Raw genomic sequence first — 16123 nt, forward strand, 5'->3', positions numbered from 1 at the left:
CCCGCTACCAAATTAGATAATCACTCTTATACAGGATGTTTAACGTAACTACATTTTCATAATAAAAGTAAGCAAGATAACAAACGATTATCCCATAGTAAATAAACTTTTCATCCTTTTCCCTGAATACCTTCACGATCCAGGAAATCAAGATTAATTGATATAATCCAAAATAAATGGAAAATCGGGCAAAAATCCAATTTTGTGTTGATATCATCATAAATACGAAGCCGAGTAACGTCATATTGACTATATAATCACTATTAGGGAATATCCTTTTTAACTTTTCCCTTCCTAAATAGGCAATAAATAAAGGAACCAAATCAACAGCGACACGCAGGCTGTTTGCTCCCCCTTCCGCAAAATTTTGATAGTGTCCATACTGGGTGTCCTCAATTGCCGTGAACAGAAGAGCGGAAAATTTATCGAACCCGATAACAATAAGTACCGCTACAATTAATAATGCCAAGGTTAATTTTGACCAGGCTTTGAATCGGACAATGAAATAAATCGGCAATAAGATAAGTGCACTTTGATGGAATAACGATGCGGCAAATATAACGAGAAAATATTTTATCCAATTTCCCTCTATTAAATATTTTGTAGCAGCGAAGGCGATTGCTGCTGCAAGCACTTGTCTAATTCCATTCATCGAAACTAGAAATAAACCGCCTGTGATATACACGTACAAACTTAATTCAATCATTCTCGAATACTTGTATAACACAACAAAGATAATCGCGTTCGTTAGTAAAGCAGTAGTAAAAATCAAGATTTGTGGATCTTCCGAGATAGCATTTTTTAACAGCATTTGCAGAAAGCCAAATCCAATATCCTTATTAGCAAGAATATAATCCAACGTGAAGTCATTTAATTCATAAGTATACTTGTAAAAAAATGTATCACCAATATTTGACCGAAGACCCGATACAGCAACCATTGAAACAAATGCGAACCCGATCAGGAATTTATTTGGTTTTATTGGAACGGGAGAAGCTGCAGTAGCCTCTACTGATGCTGAAAAATACCGGGCAAAAAAAGAACAGGTAAATACAATTGCCAAATTAATCCAAAGTAATGTCATTTATACCACCCGGGTTTTAGTTGTAATGTATAGATATAACAGAAAACCAAATGGAACTGCTAGTATTGTCAGTGGTTTGTCTGGTGTTTCAGATAAGAATGACCGGTTCCTGCTCAGCAAGCTACTGGATACAAAATGTACAGCCTGCCTATACCTGAAACTTCGGTTAGTAAATGGCAACTTCATTAGTGCAATCCGGTAAAAAGCAAACCCTTTTGGATTTTTCCGATATTGGCTTAGCATATTGCGTGAAGATCCGTCTGGAAGATATTCCACACAGCATAAAGTTTCATTCATCAGTAACATTTCATAATCCTGGTCAAGCATGTAGTACTTGTATGCTAAACCTACATATTTTTCATCACTAAAGAGTGGATAAGGATACTTTTTCGTTAATGCTGTACGATATACTAGCTTCTTATCCCCGGTGACCCCATGTTTATAATAGAGATCAAACAATGTAGAACGGTCTAAATCCTTTGGCAGTTTTGTTCCGATTATATGATTTTTGTTATCAGCATCAAGGCCAACCAATCCACTTACATTCTCGCTTCCATATTTGTTCCAGAATGTGAGTATCTTTTCGACAGCATCATCAGGCAGATAGTCATCAGAATCAATGCACACATTTAATTCCGTGACTATCCGTTCATAAGCTGTGTTATGTGCACCATGCATTCCCTGGTTTTTTTGCCAGTGATAGATAATATGAATTTTGTTTTCCTTGATCCAACGACCAACTAACTCTTTCGTGTGATCAGTTGACCCGTCATCAATAATTAACCACACAAAGTCTTTACAAGTTTGCCGTTTAAGGCTTTCATAACAGTTTTTCAGACAATGCGCCCGATTGTAGGTGGGAGTAAATATGGTTAATTGTTTCATACCACTTCCCTGCCCAACGTTATATAAGATGATTGAGCGTGGCTCGCTGTTTTTCGTATATCATAGCCGTTGTTCACTAATGCGTTCTGCGTAATCCTTCTTGAGCGGTCTGCCTTCACTAGATTACAAATCTTTGTTTGCCAAATATCCTTATCGGTAATTGGTAGAAATTCTACCAGGCCAACCCCCATATCAACTTCCTTTGTTATTGAATTGGAAATTAAACATGGCAACCCTGACCCCTGTGCTTCAATTAGAGTTACCGGCAGCCCTTCATGTAACGAAGGGAATACAAATAGATCAAAGGCTTGGAGCAATGCATCGATATCTTCCCTTACCCCAAGCAGTTTCACGTTCTTCTGTAAATTTAATTCGTTTACTTTTTCTATAATTCTCGGCCTTAAAGGACCATCACCAACCAACAGTAGTACAGAGTTCGGTATTTCCTTGTTTACATTTGCAAATACTTCCAATAAAAATAGGTGATTTTTTTGCCGGGAAAATCTTCCGACATGCCCAAGAACCAATGAATTCTTATTGATTTTAAGCTCCGTTCTTATTTGTTCACGTGTACTAGGTGTATATTGAAATCTGTCTGTTACAATTCCATTCTTAAGAATGAATGGATTTTGCGTCTTATTTCCATATAACCATTTGGCTGCAGCCTGTGAACAAGCATAGAAATGGGTTGCATTTGATTTGATGTTCTTTCCCGCATACCATTTATAGACTTTTGATATGATACTGCCCTCACTCCTGGTATTATGACTGTGGGCAATTCTTATTGGAATATTTGCCTTTTTAGCAGAACGAAGAACGAAGCCACTCATTTTATCCATGTGGGCATGAACAATCTGATATGAACTGTTTTCCATGAAAAATTTATCCAGTTCACGTAAATAGCCTGAATGCCCTACCTCGGTTAGATAAGGTATTCGATGAACTTTCCCGCCAAGTGCCATTATTTCCTTATCGAAAACGCCTTCCTTACAAGTTAAGAAATCAAATTGAATCTTGGCGCGCTCCACATTTCGATACAGGTTCATGATAAGTGTTTCTGCTCCGCCACGATTCATATTCACGACAACATGTAAAACCCTCAGTGGATCGCCCATGAAAGCTCCCTCCCTTCCTTCATATACGCTGCATAGATGAAATTTATTTCTTGCAAGACCTTATGAACGCTATATGTGGATAACATCATACTTCTTCCGTTTTGCCCGAAACTTTCCCTCAACGCTTTGGTTGTTGCAAGCACAATTACCTTTTCCGAAAAGAATTGGAGATCATTGTCAGCCACCAACCATCCATTCTCATTATTGTGAACGAGTTCCCTGTGCCCCCGATTATCCACTGCCACAACCGGTAACCCGCAAGCCATAGCTTCCATGATATTGACTGGTAACCCTTCACGATAGCTGGATGCGACCGCGATATCACACATTGGTACGATAGTTTGAATATCATTTCGAAATCCTAGAAAGTTAACCATGTGGCTGATTCCAAGTGACTTTGCTTGCTCCCGGCAACCTTCGAGCAGTGCACCTTCGCCAGCAAATAAGAGTTTCGCATTTGGAACGCTATCTTTAATCGCTGCTAGTAACCGAAGTAAGAATTCCTGATTTTTGTTTTTGTTAAATTCTGCTGCATAAAATAATAAAAAGTCATCAGCTTTATAGCCAAATGACTTTTTCAATTCTACTTTTTTGTTTTCTGCGATGGGCATAAATCGATTGGTATCAATTCCCACCCCATGAACATGTTCAATGTGCCTAGCTTTTAACCGAGTGCTGGCAAGCTGGTAATCTTCTTGATTAATGGTTATCAAACAGTCTGTATAATGGGACATCCATTTTTCAATTGGGTAATAAAGGAGCCAATTAATCAGTGGCGCACCTTTGCAAAAATGAAAACCATGTGCTGTATAAATAACCTTTGTTCCACGCTTTCTCGGCTTTCGCGCAGCAAGGCGGGCTATTAGTCCACCAATTGGTGTATGACAGTGAATGATATCGTAGTTATTACGTACCATGATGTCCTTTAGTTCCTTATATGCTGCTACGTTTGATAAACTATATGGCGATCGTTGAAAAGGAATCTCGTACTTATAATCGGTGAATGGTAAATCCATCTCTCCTGCTGCAGCAACATGAACCTCCCAGCCCTGTTCTTTGAAGCCTTTCATATATGGTAGATGGAAAGCTTTAAAATGATAGTCTACTGTTGCGCAATACAGGATTTTTTTAGCCATGGTCATCACCGATTGGTCTTAATTCCCTTTCGACTACTGCAGAGAGATAATCAAGTAACTCTTTCCTTAAACTGCCTCGTTCTAAAGCGAATTCAATCGTCGTTTTAATATATCCCATTTTCTCTCCAACATCATATCTGGTTCCATCAAAATTATAGGCGAACACTGCTTCATGTTTATTTAGTTCTGCGATTGCATCTGTCAGTTGGATTTCATCACCTGCACCAGGCTTTTGACTTTGCAATATTTCAAAAATCTGCGGACTTAATATATACCTGCCTAGAATAGCCAGGTTGGAAGGCGCCGTTTCCTGTCTTGGTTTTTCAATTAAATCCTTTACACGGTATAACCGGTGGTCGACATCTTTTCCATCCACAATGCCATATCTCGATACATCTTTATCCAACACTTGCTGAACCCCTAAAATAGATCCATTATATCGATCAAACTGTTCAATCATTTGCTTCAGGCAAGGTGTCTCGGCTTCAACAATGTCATCTCCAAGTAATACTGCAAAGGGCTCATCGCCAATAAATTTACGGGCGCACCAGATTGCATGACCTAACCCTTTTGGTTCCTTTTGGCGAATATAATGAATATCAACCAGGTTTGAAGACTTTTGCACCTCTTTTAATAAATCAAATTTCCCTTTGCCAAACAGGTTTTGTTCCAATTCAAAGGAGTGATCGAAATGATCCTCAATTGCGCGTTTCCCTTTTCCGGTCACTATAATAATATCTTCAATACCTGATGCGATTGCTTCTTCCACGATATATTGAATTGTTGGCTTATCAACGATTGGCAGCATCTCCTTAGGCATTGCCTTAGTAGCCGGCAGAAACCTGGTTCCAAGTCCAGCAGCAGGAATAATTGCTTTTCTTACTTTCACATGATTTACCCCCTTTATTTATATGGATACTGACATGGCAGGTGTCGGATATGCCGTTTGCTGGTTAGCCAATTGAACTATTCTTTTCCTTAATATATCCCGATCTAGTTTAGAGTAAGTGGAGATAATGTCATCAATTTCTTCTAAATAAAGGGCTGCTGTTTTTCCAATATAAATTTTCGGGTATACCTGCTGATCATGCACTTCATTTTCCTGCAATAATTCTTCAAACAGCTTTTCCCCTGGCCTGATCCCCGTAAATTCTATCCCAATTTCATTGATATCATTTCCAGATAACTTAATTAAATTTTTAGCCAGATCGACAATTTTGACAGGGTCTCCCATATCCAAAACAAATACTTCCCCGCCCTGTGCTAATGCACCCGCTTGAATAACCAGTCTCGATGCTTCAGGAATAGTCATAAAGTAACGGACCATATCTGGATGAGTTACCGTTATTGGACCACCTTTCTCAATTTGTTTTTTGAATAAAGGAATCACACTCCCCCTGCTCCCCAAAACATTACCAAACCGAACCGCAACAAACTTTGTTTCGCTTGTCCGGTCCATTCCCTGAACAATCATTTCGGACAGCCTTTTCGATGCACCCATCACACTTGTAGGATTTACCGCCTTATCTGTTGAAACCATGACGAAGGTTTTCACATGATGCCAGTCAGCTGCCTTGGCCACGTTCAATGTACCGATTATATTATTTTTAACCGCTTCTTCCGGATTTCGTTCCATTAGTGGCACATGTTTATGTGCTGCGGCATGGTATACTACATCAGGTTGATAGTCAGCCATAATTGCCGCCATTTTCTTAGCATCCTGAATGTCGGCTATTTCTGTAAAGAATTCAATTGAGCTCCCTTCATACGTCTCTCCTAGCTCCAACTCAATTGAATAAATACTATTTTCACCATGGCCAAGCAGAATTAACTGTTTAGGTCGAAACATGGATATCTGCCTTGCCACCTCAGAACCAATCGAACCTCCTGCGCCAGTAACCAGCACCACATTTCCGGTGATACTCTCAGAGATACTTTCAATATCCATATCCACTGGATCCCTGCCAAGCAGATCTTCTACTTGCACATCTCGAAATTGACTGACAGATACTTTACCTGTTACCAAATCCTCAAGAAGTGGAAGAATTTTTGTTTTAGCTTTAGTTTTTGCACACTCTAAAAAAATTGTATTTAGTTCCTTTTTACTCAATGAAGGAATGGCGATAATAATATTTTCTATGTTAAGTTCTTGTACAGCACTTGCTATTTTCCCAACCCCGCCTATAACCGGGATCCCCAGAATATCAAGCTGGTGTTTCCTTATATTGTCGTCAATAAAGGCAACAGGCAGTAAGTGACTGTCATTATCCTTTGAAAGTTGCCTGGCAACCATTGTTCCTGCTGACCCTGCACCAACAATTAATGTTCTATTTTTATTATCATTCTTGTTCATCACGGAATCACGATACAGCCTCCACATGAATCTGGATCCACCTATTAACAACATATGAAGTGTCCATGTGACAGCAAGCATCCTTAAAAATGTTTCTTGGACCAGCACTTGCTGAACTATTGCAGCAGAAAGAATGGAATACGATACTACTTTAAAAATAATGATTAATTCCCCAACACTTGCATATTCCCATACCTTCTTATAAAGTTTTAGCTTAAGTGAAAATAAATGATGACTTAGCAAAATCGTAACGGAGCTGATAATGATTGGAGACGTCAGTACATAAATACTTGCATTAACCAAAATGCCACTAACAAATATAGCTGTGAGCACAATACAGGAATCGAGGATGATAAATAATGGCAGCCTTTGTCTGTACGTCATTGGCCTCCTCCTTTTTTTATAACTTAAGTATGTATGGGGCATCCAACCCGCCCTCACATCACACTTTCGACAACGAATGCGTCTAAGGTTAACCAACCCACAGCATGATCGAGTGCCTTCATTGATAATGGTTAGAAGACATCACCAAAAGTATGAAAGCTTCCGTTTGGCCGTGAATAGAAGACTACAAAGAGCACAAATGGTTCTTAATAAAGAACATATAATCCAAAAAAATTATCGTTTTTCATTGATAATTGCCCCCACTAGTCTTGAATGCGCTAACTCTAATACACGCCTGGATTCAATTGTCTTTTCTATTGCGGTTTTCCCACGGTTTAAGACTATTACAACCCCGTCACATTGGTTTGCTAATACTCTTGTTTCTGTAGAATCAAGTACTGGTGGTGAATCAATCAGAACAATATCATACAGATCTGCTACTGTTTTCAATAAGGTTGTCATTTGTTCATTCCCCAATAGTTCAGCTGGATTGAATAATGTCGCCCCGCTCGTAATTATTTCAAGATTGCCAATATCTGTTTGCTGTATTGCACTTTCAGCTCTGACTTTGCCTGTAAGTATACTCGTTAATCCCAGTTCATTTGGTATTTTAAATACGTCATGAATAATAGGATTTCTTAAATTAGCATCAATTAATAAAATCTTTTCTTTTTGATGTGCCATTGAAACAGCTAAATTTGCCGTCGTAGTTGATTTTCCTTCCCCCTCACCTGGTGAAGTAATAATAAACAACCGGTGTTTTCTTTTTTCCGTTAAAAAGTTTATGTTGGTTCGAATTGCCCGAAATTGATCGGAGACAATAGAGTCCGGATTGGAATATGTGATTAGATGCCTTTTATTTGAATCTGTTCGACCCCTCTTATGAAATATCAACCGTCTCACTCCTCGATTCAACTACTGGTACTTTCACCTTTTTTTCCACTACCTTTTTCTTATTCATATTAGAAACAATGCCTATTACTGGAACACCTAAGATAAGCTCTATTTCACTCTCATGTTTAACAGTTGTATCTAAAGCATCTAACAAAAAGATCAATCCAACACCAACAATGATTCCAAACACAAATCCAATGATTGTTGTTTTATTCTGCGTTTGGTTAATTGCACTCGGGTTTTCTTTGGCCTCTGATAATAATTGGACATCTCTAAAATCCAAGAGATTTACTATTTCCCGTTTGAATACTTCCGCTGTTGTATTTGCAATGGCAGCAGCGGTTTGCGGATTTTGATCAGTTACTGATATCTTAACTACACGCGAATCATCAATAATTTCGGCAGTTATCCCCGCGGCAATTGCATCTGCTGACCTGGTTAACTCCAATTCATCAATAACCTTCTCCATAATAATCGGATCTTTAATCATAACCAAAAGGGTTTTCATATCTCCCCCTTCTTCTGAGCCGATTATGACTCTTGTCGAACTCTGATATAATAATGTATTGTTCAAACTGCTGTAAAAATAACCTGCTGAAGTTGTCAGTATCGTAATAACAATCACAATCCAGAATCGTTTTTTTATTAGGAGGTAATATTCCTTTAAGTTAATTTCCTTTTCCTTTAAATTTTCAATGAGTCTTTCCTGTTTTAATTTACCCATTATATCCCCCTATGCACTGTCATTCTATATAGCGAACATCGGCTCCAAAAAAATTTATTAGTAAATAATTAATATGTTTGGTTTTTATTTTTATGTACAATTGCTTATGGGTTACTTATTAATGTTCAGTATAGTTCTTTATAAAGAACATGTCAAGCGCTATTTTCTCTTTATTTAGGGAAATATTTATCACTATAGGAAGTTTTGTGCAGATACCCACACAAAACTTCTTTTATAGCCTCCTATTTCGGGTTTATAAGTTTCCCTGCATATAATACCTTCTCGTGTAACTCTTCGCCAACCTCTTTTACAAATTTACTAAGCTGTTTGTATTCATACGGTTCAATTAACGATACAATGGTTCCCCCACTTGACCCAAGGCGTCCGGTTCTTCCTGCCCGGTGTTTATATTGCGTAATATCCTTTGGCAAATCAACATTAACTACATGTGTTAGATCGTCAATATCTAACCCTCGGGCGGCAACATCAGTTGCAAGTAATAAAGCATTATCAGCTGTTCGAAATGTTTTTAATGCTTTTTGCCGCTGTTCCTTGCGGGTATCACTATGCAGGACTCCAACATCCAATCCCTTATAGGCAAGCTTTTCAGCCAAAACGGCTAAGTTTCCGATGTCACGCATAAACGCAAGGACTTTAGAATTGGGTATATTCGTCAATTTTTTCAGTAGGTCCAGTTTTTCACGTGCTTCACACATTACATAGACATGATTCACTTTAGGTTTATTCGTTTCTGACTCTTTCACACGAATGACTGCAGGATCTTTCATATATGCTAAGCCAACTTCCTCCACTGACTGTGGAAGAGTAGCTGAAAACAACAATAATTGACGATCCTTGCTGGTGCTTTTCATAATACTATTCACAGTATTCACATGCTCATCAACGATTAATTGGTCTGCTTCATCTAAAACTAATGATTGAACTTCATGCATTTTTAATTTTTTACGGTTAATTAATTCAAGAATTCTCCCAGGTGTCCCTGCAACAATTTGCGGTTTCTTTTTTAATTTTTCAATTTGGCGATTAATATTTGCTCCACCAATCAATGCTGCACTCGATATACTGCTTCCTTTAGTCCATTTCTGAATTTCCTGGTGGATTTGCATCACAAGTTCATGGCTTGATGCCAAAATAACGGCTTGAACCTGTTTCTGACTTGTATCAATTTTTTGTAATATTGGTATCAAATAGGCAAGTGTCTTCCCGCTCCCAGTTGGAGCCTCCGCTATTATGTCACGGCCTTCTCTAACCAGATAGCTCGTCTTTTCTTGTATTACGGTCAATTCAGTAAATCCGGAATTTTTCCATGCTTCCTGTAAGAAGGGCTGCATCATATCTATGTCATTTTTCATTTGTATAACGTTCCTTTCTATTTCACAATCTCGCCTTATTATACCCTTTTTCGTTCCGCTCAAAAAGAGTTACTTGATAAACGCTATGAAATACACGATTGCACCACCCATTTTTATCAAAGATGAGTATTTGTCCATTACACAATGGTTTCCAATTCATAATATAAGAGTAATCCTACTGCGAAAGGAGGAAATATTAATGAGCTACGGTGGAAATAATGGTGGATTCGCGTTAATCGTTGTATTGTTTATTTTGCTTATTATTGTCGGAGCAGGCGGCTTTATGAACGGCTTTGGCGGTGGCGGATATTAATTTTTAGAACTGCCATCTTCAGACGGATAACTTCTTCATTCCTCTATCAGAAAAAAATAGAAGCTGGTTCTTAACGGAACCAGCTTTTTAGTATTTATCTTTTCGATAATAAACCTCATAGGATGATCGAATTCCGGATTCAATTGCTCCCTCTACCCAACCATGAAATGACGAAGTATGTTCTCCTGCAAAGTGAACCCTGCGTTCAGGTAAATATATTGCGTCATCAAAATCGGATTCCTGGTTTGGCGAGAATAAGGTGAAACACCCAGCAGAAAATTCATATCGACCCCAGCTAAATGAGGCACCTTGTAAATATTCTGTGTATACTTGTTCCCCGTAAATCTTATATAACCCACGCCTTTACCAATAAAAGATCGTTCTCTGACGTGTTAATGAATGGATTTATCGGCAAATTATATTTACGAATATATTCCATTACTAGCTGATGCGTTTCGGGAAAACGCATTGCTCCCATTTCCATATAATTTCCTTCAAATTATGATGTAACGGCTCAATTATTTCCCAAGCAATAAAAGGTGGTAAAATTTGTGAAGCTAAATAGATTGACACATGTTGCAGAAATTGTCATAATAACTAAGATAAGTTTAATACGGTTACCTTTAATTCAGTCCTGTGAGGCTGGCAAGGTGTAACAAATAAAACAAACATACTCGAAATGGAACCAATTTTCCATCCCGGGCGGTCCTTTATTTGTACACAAAACACCTTGCCATGATTGAGCAAGGTGTTTTTATTTGTCAAAATTTATTTTATGGGGGAAAAAATATGGCACAGCGTGAAATCCAGGTTGACGAACGATTACCATTCTTACAAAGCTTACCGCTTAGTATTCAGCACTTATTTGCAATGTTCGGTTCAACTGTTTTAGTTCCAGTATTATTTAATGTCAATCCCGCAACAATTTTATTAATGAATGGAATTGGCACATTGATCTACTTGTTTATTACAAAAGGAAAAATTCCTGCGTATTTAGGCTCTAGCTTTGCTTTCATTTCACCTGTTTTTGTTGTACTTGGGCAGCATTCGGGTGGATCAGGATATAGTTATGTGCTCGGTGGTTTCCTGGTCGTAGGAATTGTTTTATGTCTTGTTGCATTGCTTGTGAAAATTGCTGGTACCGCATGGATTGATGTCATTTTCCCGCCTGCTGCGATGGGGGCAATTGTTGCTGTTATAGGACTAGAACTTGTTCCGACCGCGGCAGAAATGGCTGGATGGATTGCGCCTGCAGATGGGGGCGCATCATGGAGCGTTGATCCAAAAGTAGCGCTTGTATCATTTTTGACCTTGACAATTACCATCGTTTGCTGGGTAACAATGCGCGGTTTTTTAAAAATCATTCCAATCCTTATCGGTATAATCGCTGGATATTTAATAGCACTGTCATTCGGAATAGTTGATTTAACAAAAGTGCACGAAGCAGCATGGATCTCCATGCCAACCTTCTACCAAATGAAATTTGACTGGTCGGCAATTTTAGTTATCCTTCCAGCTGCACTTGTTATTATTCCAGAGCATATTGGACATTTATTTGTGACAGGCAATATTGTTAAAAACGATTTAACCAAGGATCCTGGACTTGATCGTTCCTTATTCGGAAATGGGATTTCCACCATTATCTCAAGCTTGTTTGGTTCAACTCCAAATACAACATACGGTGAGAATATCGGAGTATTAGCCATCACGAAAGTATACTCCACGTGGATAATAGGTATGGCCGCGGTGGTAGCAGTCCTTCTTTCGTTTTGCGGAAAACTTGCTGCCCTGATTTCTTCCATTCCAACACCGGTAATGGGTGGAATTTCAATCCTGTTATTTGGAATTATTGCTGCAAGCGGTATACGAATGCTGGTTGAAGCACAAATCGACTACAACCGCTCACAAAACCTGATACTTACTACCGTTGTTCTTGTAATAGGAATTAGCGGGGCGACAATTAACTTGGGGATGTTTCCTTGACAGGTATGGGATTAGCGACCGTTGTTGCCATCATTCTAAGTATATTCTTTAAACTGCTTGATTTATTAAATTTGTCGAATGAATAGAATTTTTTAAGGGCCCAGCCATTATGCTGTGGCTCTTTTATGCTATACTGGATAAAAAATATGGGAGGATCATTATATATGGAAGATAAAAACATCAAACCAACAGTCGCCTACTTGGGACCAGAAGCATCATTTACACATATTGCCGTAACTACTCTATTCGGCCAGGCTGAATTAATGCCACAACCTACAATTCCGGACTGTATCGAATCAGTTACAGCAGGAACTGTCGACTATGCGATCGTTCCACTCGAGAATGCGTTAGAAGGTTCTGTCCCCTTGACTATCGATTACCTATTTCATGGCAGCAAACTATACATTAATGCGGAAATTTCTATACCGATTGAGCAACACTTGATGGTCAATGAACAACAAGCTCATTTCGTTGATGAACTTGAATCAATTAATTCACATCCGCATGCGCTCGCCCAGTGTCATAAATATTTGCAGACCAATTTCCGCCACGTTCCACTTATTCAGACGACTTCAACGGCTGCGGCTGCCAAATATATATCGGAAAACCCTAATGAAAAAATAGCAGCAATTGGAAACAGATTAGCAGCAGAAAAATATGGGTTACATATAACGGAAGAAAATATCCAGGATGTACAGTTCAACCATACACGGTTCGTCGTTTTGTCACAGCGAAAAGAAAATCTGGAAAGTGAAGGACATACTAATAAGCTCAAAACAACCTTAATGGTTAAGCTTCCAGAAGATGACCGCTCAGGAATATTGCATCAAGTTTTGTCGGTATTCGCATGGCGAAGGCTCAATCTTAGTAAAATTGAATCAAGACCATTAAAAACCGGGCTTGGGGATTATTTCTTTATCATTGATGTGCTTGAAGCTGAAGATCATCCAATGATGAAAGGTGCCGTAGATGAACTCACCGCCCTGAATTGTTCAATTCAGACATTTGGATCTTATTATACATATAAACAGGTTTAAGGAAGGCAGTAGCTATGCCTTCCTATTTTTTGAAAGGCCTTTTTGTATAGTTTGTAGCTAGTATCACCACATTAAAATAACGCGACATAACAGCACGTGATTTCCCACGAAAAATGCGCGGGGTTATTTTTGACCGTTGCTTTCCGCGGTATGAATTCGTATATTTGCAGCAGACCAGGAAAAGATAATAAATGCACTTTCATGTTTAAATTTAACCGTTTTCTGAAAGGAGAAAAGAAATGGAACACCTAAAAGGGCTAATTACAAAGTTCGTCCTGGTGACTGCTGTTTTGTTTGTCGTTTTATCATTATTCTACGGAGTTGATTTTGGCGATGTTCTGCTGATCAGTTTGGTCTTAACGGGTATATCCTACCTAGGTGATATGTACGTATTGCCTAACACAAGTAATACAGTGGCAACACTTGCTGACCTTGGGCTTTCCTTCATTATTGTATGGCTTTTTGGAGGAAGTATTATCGAGGAAAACATCCCGATTATTCTAGCGTCCATTATTAGTGCAGTAATCATATCGATTTGTGAAGTATTTTTTCACATATATATGGAAAGACATGTTCTTGAAGAAGATGCGCATAATACCGCTGTATCCGGTCAACGTTTTAGTACCGAATTTAGTTCAGACGAACCGGATGTGAAAAAGGAATATCAAAAGTCCCTGGAGGACAATGAAACAAAAGAATAATTATTGCAGGTCGGATCTTAATTGTTCCGGCCTTTCTTATGTTAAACATTCCTAGCTTGTCGCAAAGAACTAATGCGAGAGCCTTAGATTATTATTTATATTCCCTTAAAGTGTAAAAGAAAACAGGAATTATCTTTTATCAGACAATTCCCGTTCAATTTTATAAATCATTTTTCTCGACCTTCGACGGTTCTTCCTCATCGCTCATAATACTGCTGGTTGTCCGTTTGAACTCTGATAGTGTTTTTCCAAATGCTGATCCGATCTCCGGAAGTTTCTTTGGACCGAAAATAATCAAGGTAATCACCAAAATAATGATTAATCCTGGCACACCAATGTTTGAGAGCATTTGTCTAACTCCTTCTTTCCATTAAGGATACAATTACGCGAGCATACCACCATTTTTACTGTACTTCATAATACCTTCCGCAGCCCGATATGCCAGGGCACCAACTGTATCTGTCGGATTATAACCACCATTGTGCGGGAAGGCGGAAGCTCCAACAACAAACAGATTTTCCATATCCCACATTTGTAAATAATTATTGACAGCAGATGTTTCCGAATCTGCTCCCATGATAACACCGCCGGTATTATGTGTAGATTGATATGTTGTTATATTATACGGGCCCAGTTCTTCCATGGCATCAATCTTGTCTGCACCCATTTCCTTCAAAATCCCACTTGCCTTTTTTGCTGTAAACTTAGCTAATTTACGATCCTGTTCCTCAAAGTCAAATGTCATTCGAACAATTGGATCACCAAAAGTGTCCTTATACGTTGGATCAAGATCAAGGTAATGGTGCTGGAATGGCATACTGGCTCCCATTGCACCGACTGACAATGTTTTATTAATGTATTTTAACGAGTTTTGTTTGAATTCTTTACCCCAAGTTGGTGAATCGCTTGGGATTGGATTGTTTTGTATCGGTCTTTGACCCGTCTGTGTCAAACTTAAGTAACCGCCATGAATGAAGTCTAAATCCGAATGGTCAAAATTATCACCATTAAAATCATCAATGACCATTCCCAGAGCCCCTGCACCAGCAAAATTATTAAATTTTTGATCATCAAAATAGCCAGTCGCAGCTCCTTTTACTACTTGGTAGGCATAGTTCTTTCCTATTACACCTTTCCCGGTGGAAGGGTCATAAGGGCGGCCAACCTTGGAATTTAACAGCAGTCTTGCATTATTAAATACATAACTGGTCAGTACCACTACATCAGCAGGTTGTTCAATTTCTTCACCAGTTGTCACGTCCGTGTAAAGTACCCCAGTAGCCTTATCGCCGTTATGCAATACTTTCCTTACCCAAGAATGGGTTCTAAGATCAAATTTTCCGGTTTTATTCGCAACAGGGATAACAGTAACTACAGGATCCGCCTTAGCACCGTACTCACAGCCAAATCGTTCACAAAAACCGCAATATTGGCACGCTGATCGTTTAATCCCATCAGGATTTTCATATGCTTCCGATAAATTTGCAGATGGTACGGTATAAGGATGATACTTCAGGTTTTCCGTTGCTTTTTTAAACATCTTCATTTGTTCAGAATGTTTCATTGGTTTAGTTGGGTATTTATCTGAACGCTTGCCCCCCAGCGGATTTTCCTCCCCTGAGATGCCTGCCATTTTTTCAAATTTATCATAATAAGGTTCAATTTCGTCGTACGTTATCCCCCAATCCTGAATAGTCATGCCAGCGGGAATTTTATTTTTTCCGTAGCGTTCAATCGTTGCACTTTTAATATTAAAGTCATAAGGAAGAAAGCGAAATGTTTGACCATTCCAATGTACACCAGCCCCGCCAAGACCGCTCCCCATTAGGAAAGAACCATATTGACGCATTGGCAGTGCGCGCATTTTTTCATTACTTCGAAAAGAAAGCGTTTCCTTTGATAAATCTTGCATTAATTCATACCGGACAGCATAGCGCAATTCATCATGAACCATGTAATAATCTTCCGTGTGCCGCTCTTGTCCGCGCTCTAAACCTACAACATTCAGTCCTTGTTTTGTAAGTTCCGAGGCGATGATTCCTCCGCCCCAGCCTACACCAACAACTACTACATCCGTTTTCGGCATTTTTTTAGCCATTCTATCACCTCAATATTTTTACTATAAATAACGCTTCTAACCC

15 protein-coding genes and 2 pseudogenes are annotated in these 16123 nt (G+C 38.8%); 4 read left to right on the forward strand and 13 right to left on the reverse strand.

Translation table 11 applies throughout. The features are described from left to right. Positions 1–4 precede the first annotated feature (4 nt). The 9 genes from CFK37_RS16950 to CFK37_RS16990 form a co-directional block, all read right to left on the reverse strand. Entirely contained in the window at positions 5–1084 is a 1080-nt protein-coding gene (locus CFK37_RS16950; RefSeq protein WP_089062984.1) for an EpsG family protein, read from the reverse strand. After that, on the reverse strand, positions 1085–1969 hold the full coding sequence (locus CFK37_RS16955; protein ID WP_089062985.1) for a glycosyltransferase family 2 protein: 885 nt from the start codon (positions 1967–1969) through the stop codon (positions 1085–1087). Next, positions 1966–3084, reverse strand: a complete 1119-nt coding sequence (locus CFK37_RS16960) for a glycosyltransferase family 1 protein (protein ID WP_089062986.1) — start codon at positions 3082–3084, stop codon at positions 1966–1968. Before CFK37_RS16960 ends, CFK37_RS16955 begins: the two co-directional genes overlap by 4 nt. Beyond that, a complete protein-coding gene (locus tag CFK37_RS16965; protein WP_089062987.1) occupies positions 3069–4220 on the reverse strand; it encodes a glycosyltransferase family 4 protein in 1152 nt (383 codons plus the stop codon). The genes CFK37_RS16960 and CFK37_RS16965 overlap by 16 nt, the downstream gene beginning before the upstream one ends. Continuing rightward, positions 4213–5109, reverse strand: coding sequence for a UTP--glucose-1-phosphate uridylyltransferase GalU (gene galU, locus CFK37_RS16970; protein ID WP_089062988.1), 897 nt, complete (start codon positions 5107–5109; stop codon positions 4213–4215). The genes CFK37_RS16965 and galU overlap by 8 nt, the downstream gene beginning before the upstream one ends. A gap of 18 nt (positions 5110–5127) precedes the next feature. Then, the gene (locus CFK37_RS16975; RefSeq protein WP_089062989.1) at positions 5128–6957 is read right to left on the reverse strand and encodes a polysaccharide biosynthesis protein; all 1830 of its coding nucleotides are present in this window, start codon (positions 6955–6957) and stop codon (positions 5128–5130) included. 234 nt (positions 6958–7191) lie between these two features. Beyond that, positions 7192–7851: a CpsD/CapB family tyrosine-protein kinase gene (locus CFK37_RS16980; protein ID WP_089062990.1), complete on the reverse strand. Its 660-nt coding sequence runs from the start codon at positions 7849–7851 to the stop codon at positions 7192–7194. Then, positions 7838–8575: a YveK family protein gene (locus CFK37_RS16985; protein WP_089062991.1), complete on the reverse strand. Its 738-nt coding sequence runs from the start codon at positions 8573–8575 to the stop codon at positions 7838–7840. The genes CFK37_RS16980 and CFK37_RS16985 overlap by 14 nt, the downstream gene beginning before the upstream one ends. Before the next feature lie 242 nt (positions 8576–8817). Then, a complete protein-coding gene (locus tag CFK37_RS16990; protein ID WP_089062992.1) occupies positions 8818–9948 on the reverse strand; it encodes a DEAD/DEAH box helicase in 1131 nt (376 codons plus the stop codon). Positions 9949–10147: 199 nt separating this feature from the next. Here CFK37_RS16990 and CFK37_RS16995 point away from each other — a divergent pair, with 199 nt between their 5' ends. Continuing rightward, positions 10148–10261 carry a YjcZ family sporulation protein gene (locus tag CFK37_RS16995; protein ID WP_089062993.1) on the forward strand — a complete coding sequence of 38 codons (114 nt, stop codon included), beginning with the start codon at positions 10148–10150 and terminating at the stop codon, positions 10259–10261. Between the two features lie 87 nt (positions 10262–10348). On the opposite strand, the gene CFK37_RS17000 is transcribed toward CFK37_RS16995, so the two are convergent. Both CFK37_RS17000 and CFK37_RS20705 read right to left on the reverse strand, forming a co-directional pair. Continuing rightward, entirely contained in the window at positions 10349–10606 is a 258-nt protein-coding gene (locus tag CFK37_RS17000; RefSeq protein WP_089063700.1) for an FAD-dependent oxidoreductase, read from the reverse strand. A 1-nt stretch (position 10607) separates the two neighbouring features. Then, positions 10608–10748: pseudogene (locus CFK37_RS20705) on the reverse strand (hypothetical protein); the annotation flags it as partial. 302 nt (positions 10749–11050) lie between these two features. Between CFK37_RS20705 and uraA the strand changes: the two are divergent. From uraA to CFK37_RS17015, 3 genes and pseudogenes are all read left to right on the forward strand, one after another. Further along, positions 11051–12330: pseudogene (gene uraA / locus CFK37_RS17005) on the forward strand (uracil permease). Between the two features lie 78 nt (positions 12331–12408). Continuing rightward, complete coding sequence (gene pheA / locus CFK37_RS17010) at positions 12409–13281, forward strand: prephenate dehydratase (protein WP_089062994.1); 873 nt, start codon at positions 12409–12411, stop codon at positions 13279–13281. Between the two features lie 239 nt (positions 13282–13520). Then, positions 13521–13982: a YndM family protein gene (locus CFK37_RS17015; protein WP_089062995.1), complete on the forward strand. Its 462-nt coding sequence runs from the start codon at positions 13521–13523 to the stop codon at positions 13980–13982. 160 nt (positions 13983–14142) lie between these two features. On the opposite strand, the gene tatA is transcribed toward CFK37_RS17015, so the two are convergent. After that, positions 14143–14331 carry a twin-arginine translocase TatA/TatE family subunit gene (gene tatA, locus CFK37_RS17020; RefSeq protein ID WP_089062996.1) on the reverse strand — a complete coding sequence of 63 codons (189 nt, stop codon included), beginning with the start codon at positions 14329–14331 and terminating at the stop codon, positions 14143–14145. A 33-nt stretch (positions 14332–14364) separates the two neighbouring features. Then, the gene (locus tag CFK37_RS17025; protein WP_089062997.1) at positions 14365–16080 is read right to left on the reverse strand and encodes a GMC family oxidoreductase; all 1716 of its coding nucleotides are present in this window, start codon (positions 16078–16080) and stop codon (positions 14365–14367) included. Positions 16081–16123: the final 43 nt, after the last annotated feature.

Origin of the sequence: Virgibacillus phasianinus (assembly GCF_002216775.1) — a bacterium.
GTDB lineage: Bacteria > Bacillota > Bacilli > Bacillales > Amphibacillaceae > Virgibacillus_F > Virgibacillus_F phasianinus.

Bases quoted from the DNA above. Each gene is read 5' to 3' on its own strand.
- CFK37_RS16990 (WP_089062992.1), bottom strand. From the start codon at position 9,948: ATGAAAAATGACATAGATATGATGCAGCCCTTCTTACAGGAAGCATGG.
- CFK37_RS16960 (WP_089062986.1), bottom strand. From the start codon at position 3,084: ATGGGCGATCCACTGAGGGTTTTACATGTTGTCGTGAATATGAATCGT.
- CFK37_RS17015 (WP_089062995.1), top strand. From the start codon at position 13,521: ATGGAACACCTAAAAGGGCTAATTACAAAGTTCGTCCTGGTGACTGCT.
- CFK37_RS16965 (WP_089062987.1), bottom strand. From the start codon at position 4,220: ATGGCTAAAAAAATCCTGTATTGCGCAACAGTAGACTATCATTTTAAA.
- CFK37_RS16985 (WP_089062991.1), bottom strand. From the start codon at position 8,575: ATGGGTAAATTAAAACAGGAAAGACTCATTGAAAATTTAAAGGAAAAG.
- tatA (WP_089062996.1), bottom strand. From the start codon at position 14,331: ATGCTCTCAAACATTGGTGTGCCAGGATTAATCATTATTTTGGTGATT.
- pheA (WP_089062994.1), top strand. From the start codon at position 12,409: ATGGAAGATAAAAACATCAAACCAACAGTCGCCTACTTGGGACCAGAA.
- CFK37_RS17025 (WP_089062997.1), bottom strand. From the start codon at position 16,080: ATGGCTAAAAAAATGCCGAAAACGGATGTAGTAGTTGTTGGTGTAGGC.
- CFK37_RS16995 (WP_089062993.1), top strand. From the start codon at position 10,148: ATGAGCTACGGTGGAAATAATGGTGGATTCGCGTTAATCGTTGTATTG.
- CFK37_RS16955 (WP_089062985.1), bottom strand. From the start codon at position 1,969: ATGAAACAATTAACCATATTTACTCCCACCTACAATCGGGCGCATTGT.
- CFK37_RS16950 (WP_089062984.1), bottom strand. From the start codon at position 1,084: ATGACATTACTTTGGATTAATTTGGCAATTGTATTTACCTGTTCTTTT.
- CFK37_RS16975 (WP_089062989.1), bottom strand. From the start codon at position 6,957: ATGACGTACAGACAAAGGCTGCCATTATTTATCATCCTCGATTCCTGT.